Source organism: Phenylobacterium sp., from assembly GCF_036677185.1.
Taxonomy (GTDB): Bacteria; Pseudomonadota; Alphaproteobacteria; order Caulobacterales; family Caulobacteraceae; genus Phenylobacterium.
The window spans coordinates 105,102-118,119 of the sequence record NZ_JAKFEN010000021.1 but is presented as its reverse complement, the minus strand read 5'-3'; the positions used below and the strand labels follow the sequence as shown (position 1 = coordinate 118,119).

Here is a 13,018-nt window from a genome sequence, read left to right as displayed (position 1 = left end):
CGGCGACCCGCCGGAATTCTGGGGAGAAGCCGAGTGAACGAATATCGCAAGTCTCTGCTGATCGCATCGGTCAGCGCCGCCGTCATCGGCCTAGCCGGTCCGGCCTTCGCGCAGGACTCCACGGTCGACGAGGTGGTGGTCACCGGCATCCGCGCCTCCTTGCAGCAATCGCTGGAAACCAAGCGCAAAGCCGACGCCATCGTCGACTCGGTCACCGCCGAGGACGTGGGCAAGTTTCCCAACACCAACGTCGCCGAGGCCCTGACCATGGTGCCCGGCGTCACTGTCGACCGCCAGTTCGGCCAGGGCGAGAAAGTCAGCATCCTGGGCACGGACCCGGCGCTGAACCGCACCCTGCTCAACGGCCAGACCGTGGCGTCGGCCGACTGGTTCATCCTCGACAGCCCGGGCCGGACGTTCAACTACGCCCTTCTCGCGCCGCAGATCGTCGGCCGCGTGGATGTCTACAAGACGCCGGAAGCGCGCATCGACGAGGGCAGCATCGGCGGCACCGTGATCGTCAGCACCCGCAAGCCCTTCGACCTCAAGTCGCCGACCATCGCGGGTTCGATCGGCTATCTCTATAACGACCGTTCCAAGGAGGGCGACCTCCAGGGCGCCCTGATCGGCAGCTGGAAGAACGAGGCTGAGACCCTCGGTGTCGCCTTCTCCGTCCAGAAGGCCACCGACCAACTCCGTCGCGACGGGGTGGAAACCTACGGCACCATGGCGGCCAACCAATGGGCCGGCGGCAACCCCGACAATCCCGTGGACTCGCGCAATTTCGGCTGCGTCGGGACCTGCGCCACCACGCTGAGCGCCAACCTGACGGCCCGCAGCCCCAACGCCTTCGGCACTTCGTTCTTCGAGCAGGAACGCGACCGTCTGACCTATACCGGCTCGGTCCAGTTCCGGCCGAACGACCAGCTGGAACTCGAGTTCAACTGGCTGAAGATCGAGGCCCAGTACGACAACCTGAACCAGTCGATGTACGCCTTCCAGGGCAACACCTGGAACAGCCTGGGCGCGCTCACCGGCCTCTCGGTCGCCAACGGCGTCGTCACCTCGGCGACCTTCAACAACGCCCTCAGCGTGCTAGACGTCCAGTACCGCGAGGCGGAGATGAACTCCGACACCTACGACTTCCGCGGCAAGTGGAAGGGCGACGGCTGGGACCTGTCCGGCGTGGCGGGGATCTCCAAGGCCGACGGCGGCACCAAGCGCCAAGTGTTCCTCGAGTTCCTGAACTGGGCCAACTACACGGTCGACATCAGCGGCGCGCCCGGCACGCCCGGCCTGCTGACCTACACGACCAATGTCCAGGGCAATCCCGCCGCCTTCGCCACCGATCCGGGCTGGAGCGGCAACCTGGTCACCAAGCCCACCGAGGATGAAGAGAAGTACGCCCAGGCCGACTTCGGCATGGACCTCGACGGCGTCATCAAGCGCGTCCAGATCGGCTACAAGTTCCGTCGCCACGAGACCAGCCAGCAATATGCCGGCATCGCCATCACCGGCGTCGCCGCCCCGGCCAGCCAGTTCAGCCCGAGCACCGCGCCCGGCAACTACCTGAACGGCTTCGGCGCCAACGACCAGATGAGCAACCGCTTCCGGATCGACGGCCCGTCGATGGTCCAGTACGTCACCAGCGGCTCCTGGCTGACGGCCGGGCGCACCATGCCCGTGCCGTCGATCTTCGCCGCTCCGGAGTTCACCGCCGGCAACTGGGCGATCCAGGAGGACATCAACGCGGTCTACGCCCAGGCCAGCATCGAGGCCGGCGAACTGCGCGGCAACTTCGGCGTCCGCTATGTCCACACCGGCGTCGACAGCGCGGGCTATGTCTGCAACCCGGGCACGGCCTGCTCGGCCCCGGCTCACTGGACCTGGCAGACCACGTCGAAGACGTACGACAACGTCCTGCCCAGCGTGAACCTGGCCTATAGCGTCTCCGACGACCTGATCCTGCGCTTCGCCGCGGCCCAGGTGATCGCCCGGCCGAACTACGCCGACATGACCAACTTCTTCCAGCTGTCCGACGGCATCCTCACGGGCAATGGCGGCAATCCGAACCTGGATCCCTACAAGTCGAGCAACTTCAACTTCTCGGCCGAGTGGTACTTCCAGCCTCAGGCGATCCTGGCCGCGGAGTTCTTCTACAAGGACATCAGCAACTACATCCTGCAACGGACCGGACCTGAGCAGTACTTCAACCAGTCCCAGGGCCGGGTCACGACCTATCAGATCAGCCGTCCCAGCAACGCCGGCTCGGCCGACGTGAAGGGCGTGTCGATCGCCTACCAGCAGAACTACGCCATGGGCTTCGGCCTGCTGGCCAACTACACCTATGCCGACGGTCAGGGGGCCAACGGCGCGGCCCTGCCCTACAACTCCAAGCACCAGGTCAATGTCAGCCCGTTCTACGAGAACGGTCCGGTGGCCGTGCGGGCGACCTACACTTGGCGGTCCAAGTACTTCACCGGGGTCGACCGCGGCGACGAGATGTATGTCCGCCCCTACAAGTCGCTGGACGTGTCGGGCACCTACAACTTCACCAACAATGTCAGCCTGACCCTGGCCGGCATGAACCTATTCGACACCGAGTACTACGCCTACGCCAACACCACGGCCCTGCCGCGCGGCGTCTATCGGACCGGCCGGAAGTTCCTGGCCACCGTGAGCTTGACCTTCTGAGACCCCGGACGAGGCGGTGGGATGCCCCCCGCCGCTTCGTCCGGCGCGCGGTCTGGTTCAGGATGACCTCATGAGCCCAGGCCGCGCCCCCTATCCCTCCCCCAATCCCCGCCTCCGTGAGAACGTGGGCCCTGGGCGGGGCGGTTCGCCGCTCCGCTCTCTTTTTTGCGCGGGCGCATCGATGATCCGTTCCCTGTTCCTGGCGGCTCTGCTGATCGCCGCCCCCGCCGCGGCCGCCGAACGCGTCTCGATGATCCCGGCGCCGGCCAGCGAGGCTCCGATGGCAGGTTCCTTCCATCTGACGTCGCGGACGGTGATCTCCGTCGAGGCAGGCGATCCGCGCGCCCGGGCCTCCGCCCAGTTCCTGGCCGACCTGCTCCAGCGCACCCGGGGTCTGAATCTGGCCGTCGGAACGCCGAAATCAGGCGAGCCCGCCATCCGTCTGGCTGGCGGCCAAGGGGCCGGCGAAGGCTACAAGGTGGCGGTGTCGCCGGACGGGATCGCGGTCACGGGCTCTGGCGAGGCGGGCCTGTTCTACGGCGCCGTCACCGTCTGGCAGCTCGCCACCCAGACCCCCGGCAGGGGCCCGGTCGAGATCCCGGCGGTGACGCTCGACGACGCGCCGCGCTTCGCCTGGCGCGGGCTGATGCTGGACTCCGCGCGCCACTTCCAGAGCGTCGACTTCATCAAGGGCCTCATCGACCAGATGGCCCTGGTCAAGCTCAACACCCTGCAATGGCACCTGACCGACGACCAGGCCTGGCGGCTGGAGATCCGGAAGTATCCGAGGCTGACGGAGGTCGGCGCCTGGCGGGTCCCGGCGGGCCCGGCCGCCGCGGCCGACATAGATCCCAAGACCGGCAAGCCGCGCGTGATCGGCGGCTTCTACACCCAAGCCCAGGTTCGCGAGTTGGTGGCCTACGCCGCCGCCCGTCACGTCACCATCGTGCCGGAGATCGAGATGCCGGGCCATGCGCTCGCGCCGATCCAGGCCTATCCGCACCTCGGTTCCGCGCCGGTTCCGACCGACAACATCTCCGGCGACTGGGGCGTCTTCCCCTATCTCTACAATGTGGAGGAGCCGACCTTCGGCTTCCTGGAGGACGTGCTGGCCGAGGTGACCGAGCTGTTCCCCAGCCGCTACATCCACGTCGGCGGCGATGAGGCGGTGAAGGACCAGTGGCGATCCAGCCCCGCCGTCCAGGCCCGCATGAAGGCCCTGCACATCGGCAGCGAGGCCCAGCTGCAGGGCTGGTTCATCTCGCGGATCGAACAGGTCCTGAATGCGCGGGGCCGCCGGCTGATCGGCTGGGACGAGATCCTCGAGGGCGGGGTGGCCAAGGGCGCCACGATCACCTCCTGGCGCGGGATCGACGGGGCGATTGTCGCCGCCAAGCTGGGTCACGACGCGGTCCTGTCGCCGGCGCCGACCCTCTATCTCGACAACGGCCAGAGCGCCTCGCCCGACGCGCCGCCGGGACGCGGACAGGTGGTGTCGCTGAAGACGGTCTACGACTTCGACCCCATGCCGGCCGCGCTGGACGACGACGAGCGCCCTCACATCCTCGGCGTCCAGGCCAATCTCTGGACCGAGCATGTGCGCACCGAACAGCGGGCGGCGATGATGCTGTTCCCCCGCGCCGCCGCCCTGGCCGAGATCGCTTGGGCGCCCGCCGCCCGGCGCGACTGGAACGGGTTCGCCGATCGCCTGCCGGCCCAGTTGGCCCGCTACCGGGCGCTGGGCCAGACCTATGACGAGACGCCGCTGAAAGTACGTGGCCTGGGCGATCCCGCGGGCGACGGCGCCCGGCTGGCGCTACTGGGCGCCGAGGGCCTGGGTGAGATCCGTTACACGCTGGACGGCTCGGCGCCGACGCCGGCCTCGCCGATCTATGCCGCGCCGCTCGAAGTCAAGCTGGGCGCGACTGTCCGCGCCCAGGCCTATCGCGCCGGCCAGGCCCTGGCGCCGGCCTCGGCGATCAAGGTCGACGCCCGCGCGATCCGCACCCGGAGGAGCCAGGAGCTGAAATCTTGCTCCGAGAACATCCTGCTGAACCTCGAGGACGACGCGCCGGTGCGCGGCGAACGCGCCCGGTTCCTCATCGACGTCCTGGCGCCCTGCTGGACCTATGAGGGCGCTGACCTCTCCGGCGTGTCGCGGATCGAGGTCGCCGTCGGCCAGCTGCCGTTCAACTTCCAGATCGGCAAGGACATCGAGAAGATCGTCTTCCGCCCGCCGGCCACGCCGCAGGGCGAACTGGAGGTTCGCCAGGGTTCCTGCCAGGGGCCGGTGGTCGCGGTCCTGCCGCTGGCGCCGGCGGCGAAGTCGCAGGGCGTCACCGTCCTGACTAGCGAGATCAAGGGGGAGGCCGGTCCGCGCGATCTGTGCTTCACCTTCACCCAGAAGACGGTCGAGCCCATGTGGGCGCTCGACCGCGTCACCCTGGTCGCGGAGGCGCCCCGTGGCCGCTGATCTCGTGCTGCTCTCGCCCATGGCCGGCTGGGCCGCGCCGCTCTCCGAGGTTCCCGATCCGGTCTTCGCCGAGGCCATGCTGGGTGACGGGGTGGCCGTCGAGCCCACTGAAGGCCTGCTCTACGCACCCTGCGACGCGACGGTGATCTCCGTCCACGCCGCGCGCCATGCCGTGACCCTGCGGACCGCCGGCGGGGTGGAGGTCCTGATCCATATCGGACTGGAGACCGTCGCCCTGAACGGCGCGGGCTTCGAGGTCCATGTGGCCGACGGCCAGGCCGTCACCGCCGGCCAGCGTCTGATCGGCTTCGACCTCGACCTGTTGGCGCGGCGGGCCAAGAGCCTGATCTCGCCCATGGTGGTCACCGACCTGGCCGGTCACAGGATGGCCCTGCGCCAGGCCGGCCGCCTGGTCGCGGCGGGCGAGCCGCTGATCGAGCTCACGCGGGGCGAGACGGCGGCCCACGATATCGCGCCCGTCGCCGGACCCACCGTGGAGCGCCGGCTGGTGATCCCGATGATCCACGGGCTGCATGCGCGCCCCGCCGCCCGCGTGGCGGACCTCGCCAAGTCGTTTCCGGCGGAGATCTCGCTGGCCACCGTCAGTCGCCGGGCGAACGCCAAGAGCCCGGTGGGCCTGATGACGCTCGGCCTGCGGCACGGCGACGCCGTCTTGCTCTCCGCGACGGGCGAGCAAGCCCAGGCGTCGGTCGCCGCGATCGCGGCCCTGATCGAGGGCGGCATGGGGGAGGCCGCGCCGATCGCGGTCGCGCCTGAGTCGTCGGAACCTTCGGCGTCCGCCCTGGCCAACCCCGGCCAGCTACGCGGGGTGATGGCCGCCCCGGGCCTGGCGGTGGGCAAGGCGGTGCGGCTGTTCCGCGCCGAGATTTCCGTGGTCGAGGCCGGGGCCGGCGCGACTCATGAGGAGGCCGCCCTGTCGACTGCCCTGGCGCAGGTGCGCGCGCGGATCGCGGTGATGGCCGGCGAGGGCGACAAGGCGCGCCGCTCGATCCTGGGCGCCCACGCGGCCTTCCTTGAGGACCCGGAGCTGACCGGCCAAGCCCGCCGGCGGATCGGCGAGGGCAAGAGCGCCGGTTTCGCCTGGAAGGCGGCGGTCGGCGACTATGTGGGGGCCCTGCGCGGCTTGCGCGATCCCCGGATGGCCGAGCGCGTCGACGACCTGGTCGACCTGGAGCGGCGCGTTCTCCAGGCCCTGGCCGGGGAGGAGGACCGCGCTCCGGACCTGCCGTCCGGATCCATCCTGCTGGCGGAGGAACTGCTTCCTTCGCAGCTCATGGCGCTGGACGCCTCGCGCCTGGCCGGGATCTGCACCGCCAAGGGTGGTCCCACCAGCCACGTAGCCATCCTGGCCGCCGCCATGGGCGTGCCCTGTTTGGTGGCCGCGGGCCCGGCGGTGGCCGCGATCCGTGACGGGACCTGCCTGATCCTCGACGCGGACGCCGGCTCGCTGCAGGTGGCCCCGGCCGCCGCCGCGCTCGAGGCCGCCCAGACCGCGCTCGCCGCCCGCCACCAGCGCCGCGCCGCCGCCCGCGCCATGGCGCGCGAGGACTGCCGCATGGCCGACGGGACGCGGATCGAGGTGTTCGCCAACCTGGGATCGCTGGGCGACGCCCAGGGCGCGCTCGCCGCCGGGGCGGAGGGCTGCGGCCTGCTGCGCACCGAGTTCCTGTTCCTGGAGCGGGAGACCGCCCCCGACGAGGACGAACAGGCCGCCCAGTACCGGGCCATCGCCGAGGCGCTGGAAGGCCGTCCGCTGATCGTGCGGCTGCTGGATGTGGGCGGCGACAAGTCGGCCGCCTACCTGCCCATCGCCGCCGAGGAGAACCCGGCGCTCGGGGTGCGCGGGGTGCGCGTCCTGTTGCGGCGGCCGCAGCTGCTGCGGACACAGCTCCGCGGCATCCTGCGCGGCGCGGCGGGCGCCAAGATCATGGCGCCCATGGTGGCGAGCCTGGCCGAGCTGAAGGCCGTCCGCGCCGCCCTGGACGAGGCCCGCCGCGACGTCGCCTTCGAGGGCCGTGTCGACCTGGGCGTGATGATCGAGACCCCGGCGGCGGCGATGATCGCCGACCAGCTGGCCGGCGAGGCCGATTTCCTCTCAATCGGCACCAACGACCTCACCCAGTACACCTTGGCCATGGACCGGGGGAATCCCGAGCTGGCCGCCGAGGTCGACGCGCTTCACCCGGCCGTCCTGCGCCTGATCGCGGCGGCGGCGGAGGGTGGCCGCAAGCACGCCCTGTGGACCGGGGTCTGCGGCGGCCTGGCCGGGGACGTGGCCGCCGCCCCGATCCTGATCGGCCTGGGGGTCACCGAGCTTTCCATGCCCGGCGCCGCCATAGCCGAGGTCAAGTCCATGATCCGCACCCTGTCGCCCGGCGCCTGCCGCAAGCTCGCCGCCGAGGCGCTGGCTCAGGATTCGCCCCAGGCGGTGCGGGCGCTCTCCAACACCTTCCTCACCGGAGGCGCCTGAGATGGCCTCGCCCCTCGAAAGCCTGCAGTCCCTGGGCCGCGCCCTCATGCTGCCCATCGCCGTCTTGCCGGTCGCGGGCCTTCTGCTGCGTCTCGGTCAGCCGGACTTGCTGAACATCGCCTTCGTGGCCGCCGCCGGCCAGGCGATCTTCGCCAATCTCGGCTTGCTGTTCGCCGCCGGCGTCGCCGTGGGCCTGGCCCGCGACAACAACGGGGCGGCGGGCCTGGCCGGGGTGGTCTGCTTCCTCATCGCCGTGGAGGGCGCACAGACCCTGCTGCATGTTCCGCCCGAGGCCCTGATGGGCATGACCGGGGACGCCGTCGCCCTGGCCACGGCGGCCTTCAAGGAGAAGGCGGTCGCCAAGCTCAGCGTACCGATCGGCATCCTTTCCGGGGTGATCGGCGGGCAGTTCTACAATCGGTTCTCCAACATCAAGCTGCCGGAATACCTGGCCTTCTTCGGCGGTCGGCGGTTCGTGCCCATCGTGGCGGGCCTCGCGGGCCTCGGCCTCGCGGCCCTGGTGGGGTTCAGCTACGAGGCGGTGAACTCCGCGGTGGACGGCGCCAGCCGCGCCATCATCGGCTCGGGCGAGCTCGGCATGTTCGTCTACGGGGTGCTGAACCGCGCCCTGATCGTCACGGGCCTGCACCACATCCTCAACAACATCGCCTGGTTCATCGTCGGCGACTATCACGGCGCCACGGGCGACCTGAACCGGTTCTTCGCCGGCGACCCCAGCGCCGGGGTGTTCATGGCGGGCTTCTTCCCGGTGATGATGTTCGGCCTGCCCGCGGCCTGCCTGGCCATGTACCGCGCCGCCCCGGCCAAGCGGCGCAAGGCGGTGGGTGGGATGCTGGCCTCCATGGCGCTGACCACCTTCCTGACCGGGGTGACCGAGCCGATCGAGTTCACCTTCATGTTCCTGGCGCCGGCGCTCTACGCCCTGCACGCCGTGCTCACCGGGCTGTCATTCATCGTCATGGGGCTGCTGGACGTGAAGCTCGGCTTCGGCTTCTCGGCGGGCTTTTTCGACTACTTCCTGAACTACGGCAAAGCCACCCGGCCGCTGCTGCTGATCCCCGTCGGCCTGGCCTATTTCGCCGTCTATTACGGCCTCTTCCGCTGGGCGATCGTGCGCTTCGATCTGAAGACCCCCGGCCGTGAGGCCGAGGGCGAGGCGGTCGCCGCGCCCATGGCTGGAGCGGGCGGCGGGCGGGGCGGCGACTTCGTGGCCGCGCTGGGCGGGCCTAAGAACCTGGTCGGCGTCGACGCCTGCACCACGCGCCTGCGGCTGATCCTGGCCGATCCCAAGGCGGTGGACGAGGCGGCCCTGAAGCGCTTGGGTTCGCGCGGCATGGTGCGGCCGTCCGAGAAGGCGTTGCAGGTGGTGCTGGGTCCCGTGGCCGACCAGGTGGCGGGCGAGATCCGCGCCGCCGTGGCGCGAGGCCCCGCGACGCCGCCGGCCGAGGCCGCGGATCCCGGTCCGTGGCTGAAGGCCCTGGGCGGTTCGGGCAATGTGCTCATGGCCGGGGCGGCGTCAAACCGTCTGTGGCTGGACCTGGCGGCCAAGGACCTCGTCGACCGGGCGGCCCTGACCGCGCTGGGCGCCCGCGCCATCGTCGATCCCTCGGCGGGAAGCCTGCAGCTCTTGCTGGCCTCCGACGCCGCCGCCCTGGCGGAGGGGATTCGAGGCAGATAGCTCGCGCTCGGCGCCTGTCCCAAGATTCAACCGCAAGGGGAAGGGCGCTTCCCTCGTAGTTAATATTGATTAACGTGGCTGCACGCGGTGGCGGAATTTAGCCACCAGGGGTTCTCATTTTTCAACATTGGGGGGTTCTGATGCAGCTTAGAGTCATGCTTGCCGCTACGACCATGCTGGCGGTCGTCGCGACGGCGGCGCCCGCGGCGGCGACCGTGGTCGAAAACACCGAACTGGGCTCGATCTCGGCCGGTTCGACCACCACCGACTCGACCGGGACCCGGTCGACCAATCCCGCCGCGGTCGGCTTCGGCAGCGAGGCGCCCGCCTACGATCAATGGCAACAGCGCAACGTCCGCGGCAATGGCGTGGTTGGGATCACCACCGACTATGCCGACGCCAACGGCGGCAACGGCTCGATCTATTTCAGCACCGATGGCTCGGGCCCGTCGAAGGCGGACATGGAGTACTACTTCTCCCAACCCGTGCTGCTGACGGACTTCAGCGGCGCCAGCTACGACTGGTTCCGCGACAGCGCCTCGACCATCGGTTCGGCTCCGGCCCCGGCGTTTCGCCTGGCCATGACCAACGCTCAGGGCGGCTTCGGCTACTTCGTCTTCGAGCCCTACCAGCAGTTGCCGGGGACGGTGCCGACCGATTCCTGGCAGACCACCCTGATCGACACGACCACCTCGCTGTTCTGGGCCACCGGCTCGAACTTCGTGATCCCGCCGCCCGGCGGCGTGGGGCCGCACTGCCAGTCCTGCCTGCACAGCCTCTCGGATTGGTCGGCGGCCAACGCCGGCGCCATGGTGATCGGTTTCTCGACCGGCGTGGGCTCCGGCTGGAGTCCCGGGACCTTTGTCGGCGCCGTCGACAATGTGAGCTTCAGCTTCGGACGCTCCACCTCGACCTTCGACTTCGAGGTCTCGGCGGTTCCCGAGCCGGCGACCTGGGCGATGATGATCACGGGCTTCGGCCTGGCGGGCGCGGGGCTCCGCCGCCGCAGGACCGTGGCCCAGGCGGCCTGATCGTCCCGATACGGAAGGGCTGGGCGGGGGCGACCTAGAAGCCGCGTTCGTCCAGCCAGCCGGTCACCGTTGCGGTGGCCTGCGGCAGCAGGTCCGGCCGTTCCATGTAGTAGTGGTCGGCGTCCTGGATATCGACATAGGTCTTATCCGCCGAGGCCAGGGCCGCGAACAGCCGCCGGGCGTGGCTGGGCGTGCAGGCCAGGTCGGCGGTGTTGTTGATGGTCAGGGACGGGCAGGTGACGTTGGCGGCGTTCAGCACCCCGTTGGCCCGGCTCTCGTCATAGCTCCATTGCGACAGCCATGAGCGCAGGGTCGTGAACCGGCCCAGTCCCACGGGTCCGTCATTGGCGATGCGCGGCTCGCCCAGATAGCAGGCGTGGGGCCGGCGGTCGGACGGATCCTGGGTCGGGTCGGTCCAACGCACGTCGCACATGGTGCCGTAGACCACGAAGGGCCGCTCCATGTCGGGATCACCGCCGGCCTTGAGCTCCGCCAGGGTCTGTTTGGCGCGCGCCGTGATGCGGCGGTTGCGGGCGACCTGGGCTTCGCGGAATCGAGCCACGAAGGCGTCGCTATAGGGGGCTTGGTCTGGGCAGTCGGGACTGTAGATGTTCAGGCCCGGATCGCGGTCGAAGGGCCGGTCTTCGTCCAGGATCGACGGATCGAGCCACTCGGTCATGGTCACCGAGCGGCTGACGTGGGCCGCCAGCAGCAGCAGGCCGTCGGCCGGCTGCAGGTTCGCGCCGACGAGGTCCACCGGGTCGCCGGCCGGGGTGGCGGTGATGGTCGGCCGCTGGGCCTGCTCCTGGTAGAACATCGACAGCGACCCGCCCCCGGACCAGCCGCCCAGCACCACCTTTTCGTAGCCGAACCGCTTCTTGAGGTCGGCCACGCAGGCGCCCAGGTCCAGCACGCACTTCTCCAGGATCAGCGCCGTGTCGTTTCCCCGATAGCGGGTGTTGCAATAGATGACGTGGCGGCCGGCGCGGGCCAGGGCGGTCACCAGCGGCAGGAACGAGCCGCCGCCGATCGGGTGGCTGAACAGGATGACGGTCTTGGACTCGCCCGTGTCCGGACGGATGCGCATGCACTCGACGAAGACCTGGCCCTCGGGGCCGCCATAGGTCTCCTTCAGCCGGCTCTTCTCGGCGTAGGAATAGCCGTAGGGCTCGCGGACGATCGCCATCGGTTCCTCCCGGGCTTGCCTGTCGGTGTTGCGGCGAGCTTCTTTTTCTGATTTGAAAGTCAGGAATACTGGCAATGGAGTCAAGGCAGATGTCCGTGGCCGTCGCCCAAGCGCCCGCGAGGAAGGGGCCGCAGACCGCGGCGCGGATCCGCGAGGCGGCGCTGGAGCTGTTCTCGCGCCTGGGCTTCGAGCGGGCCACCATGGCCGAGATCGCCGCCGAGGCCGGCGTTTCCCAGGCGACCTTGCACTATCATTTCGCCGACAAGGACCAGCTCTGGCGCGCGGCCATGCTGCAGCTCCGCGCGGTGATCTCCGAGGAGGAGCGGCTGCTGGAGGCCGCCGCCGACGCGCCTCCGGAGGCCCAGCTGCGCATGGCCATGCGGCTCTTCCTGCGCATCTCCTGGAACCACCCGGCGCTGGGCCGCATCGTGGCGCTGGAAGGCATGGCGGGGGGCGAGCGGCTGGATTGGCTGGACGCCCACCTGATCGGGCCGCGCAATCGCCGCCTCGCCGAGCTCGCCCAGGCCGCAATCGATTCCGGCGCCCTGAAGCCGTTCCCGGCCGCCACCATGATCATCACCCTGCAGGCGGCCGGCGCCGGGGTCATCAACCTGGCGCCCATGATGCGCAAGAGCTTCGGCCTCGACCCGTCGGAACCGGCGGCCCGCGAGGCCCACGAACGCCTGATCATCGACGCCCTGCTGGGCGGCCTGCTCACCCCGCGCACGACATAACCCGACAGGGAGAAACCCATGGCGCAGCACCCGACCGGCATCCACCACCTCGCCTTCATGGCCGGGGACATCAAGAAGCACATCGCCTTCTTCTCGGAGGTCATGGGTTGCCCGCTGGTGGCCCTGTTCGACATGCACGGCGTGCCTGGCGGCCTGCACGCCTTCCTGCGGATGAACGACCACTCCTACTTCTCGATCGTGCAGCTTCCCGACGTGGACAAGATCCCCATCGAGCTGGGCAAGACCCACGCCGGCAACGGCGCCCTGCCCAGCGCGCCGGGCACCCTGCAGCACCTGGCCTTCGGGGTGGACACCGACGCCGACCTGATCGCCATGCGCGACCGCATCCGTAGCCACGGGATCAATGTCATCGGCCCCATCGATCACGGCATGTGCCGCTCGATCTACTTCGCGGGTCCCGACCAGATGACCCTGGAGGTCGCCACCTCGCAGGAAGCCATCGATCCCGAGGCCTGGATCGACCCCACGGTGCTCGCCAAGGCCGGCATCGACGCCGCGGAGGCCGCCCGCTTCCGGGCCCCGGCGGCCTATGCGGGCCCAAGCCCGGTGGCCCAGCCGGCCTATGCCGAGGACAAGCCGCACATGGCCTATCCGAAGGAGGCCTATCTGAGGATGATCGCGGTCCCTGACGAGGTGATCACGGCGTCGGCGTCCTACGCTGATCCGCCGGTGAAGCAGCCGGCCTGAGG

The 13,018-nt window shown here is 69.7% G+C and carries 8 protein-coding genes; 7 read left to right on the top strand and 1 reads right to left on the bottom strand.

Annotation, left to right across the window (positions count from 1 at the left end):
* The first annotated feature begins 33 nt into the window (after window positions 1-33).
* The 5 genes from V6M51_RS12530 (at window position 34) to V6M51_RS12510 (ending at window position 10,388) form a co-directional block, all read left to right on the top strand.
* Entirely contained in the window at window positions 34-2,694 is a 2,661-nt protein-coding gene (locus tag V6M51_RS12530; protein ID WP_332767613.1) for a TonB-dependent receptor, read from the top strand.
* A gap of 181 nt (window positions 2,695-2,875) precedes the next feature.
* The gene (locus V6M51_RS12525) at window positions 2,876-5,167 is read left to right on the top strand and encodes a family 20 glycosylhydrolase (RefSeq protein WP_332767611.1); all 2,292 of its coding nucleotides are present in this window, start codon (window positions 2,876-2,878) and stop codon (window positions 5,165-5,167) included.
* Between the two features lie 19 nt (window positions 5,168-5,186).
* Window positions 5,187-7,658 (top strand): phosphoenolpyruvate--protein phosphotransferase, encoded by a 2,472-nt coding sequence (ptsP, locus tag V6M51_RS12520; protein WP_332767897.1) that lies wholly within the window; start codon window positions 5,187-5,189, stop codon window positions 7,656-7,658.
* A gap of 1 nt (window position 7,659) precedes the next feature.
* Window positions 7,660-9,357: an N-acetylglucosamine-specific PTS transporter subunit IIBC gene (gene nagE, locus V6M51_RS12515; RefSeq protein ID WP_332767609.1), complete on the top strand. Its 1,698-nt coding sequence runs from the start codon at window positions 7,660-7,662 to the stop codon at window positions 9,355-9,357.
* Between the two features lie 140 nt (window positions 9,358-9,497).
* Complete coding sequence (locus V6M51_RS12510) at window positions 9,498-10,388, top strand: PEPxxWA-CTERM sorting domain-containing protein (protein ID WP_332767607.1); 891 nt, start codon at window positions 9,498-9,500, stop codon at window positions 10,386-10,388.
* 34 nt (window positions 10,389-10,422) lie between these two features.
* Here the strand turns inward: V6M51_RS12510 and V6M51_RS12505 are convergent, their stop codons facing one another.
* Complete coding sequence (locus V6M51_RS12505; RefSeq protein ID WP_332767606.1) at window positions 10,423-11,574, bottom strand: alpha/beta hydrolase family protein; 1,152 nt, start codon at window positions 11,572-11,574, stop codon at window positions 10,423-10,425.
* Between the two features lie 89 nt (window positions 11,575-11,663).
* Between V6M51_RS12505 and V6M51_RS12500 the strand changes: the two genes are divergently transcribed.
* Together V6M51_RS12500 and V6M51_RS12495 are read left to right on the top strand one after the other, a co-directional pair.
* Window positions 11,664-12,308, top strand: a complete 645-nt coding sequence (locus V6M51_RS12500) for a TetR/AcrR family transcriptional regulator (protein ID WP_332767604.1) — start codon at window positions 11,664-11,666, stop codon at window positions 12,306-12,308.
* An 18-nt stretch (window positions 12,309-12,326) separates the two neighbouring features.
* Window positions 12,327-13,016, top strand: a complete 690-nt coding sequence (locus V6M51_RS12495; protein WP_332767603.1) for a VOC family protein — start codon at window positions 12,327-12,329, stop codon at window positions 13,014-13,016.
* Window positions 13,017-13,018: the final 2 nt, after the last annotated feature.